Genomic DNA, 599 nt, shown 5'->3' on the forward strand with positions numbered 1-599 from the left:
GCGTTGGACGCGAAAAAGACCAGTTCGATGATGAGGAAGAACCCGGTTGCAGCGAGGGCGAGCGCGAGCGGATAGCGCCAGCCGAACCGCACGACGACGAAAGTCATCAGTGTCGTCAGCACCATCGTGCCCGTGACGGCAATTCCATAGGCCGTCGCCAGCGCACTCGAAGATCCGAACATCGTCACCGCCAGAACCACGGCGCCGAACTGGATCCAGTTGACCGACGGGATATAGATCTGGCCCGTCTCGCGTACCGTGGTGTGCAGGATGCGAAGCCGCGGCAAGTACCCGAGCTGGATGGCCTGCTTCGTGACCGAGAACGTCCCGGAGATCGTCGCCTGCGAGGCGATGACCGTGGCTGCCGTCGCAAGCACCACCATCGGGTACAGCAGCGCATCGGACACCATCATGAAGAACGGGTTCTCGATCGCCTTCGGATCGAGAAGGATCAGCGCGCCCTGCCCAAAGTAGTTGATCGACAGTGCTGGCCACACGATGCTGAACCAGGCAAGCCGGATCGGCGACTTGCCGAAATGCCCCATGTCGGCATAGAGCGCCTCGGCGCCGGTGACGGCGAGGAACACGCCGCCGAGGAC

The 599-nt window shown here is 62.8% G+C and carries 1 protein-coding gene; it reads right to left on the minus strand.

Annotated features, from left to right (window positions below; translation table 11 throughout):
* Positions 1-599, minus strand: a 599-nt coding sequence (locus ACXJ3V_RS20425) for a KUP/HAK/KT family potassium transporter (RefSeq protein WP_457102184.1), incomplete at both ends; no start/stop codon positions are given.

This window comes from Microbacterium sp. P5_E9, from assembly GCF_054049175.1.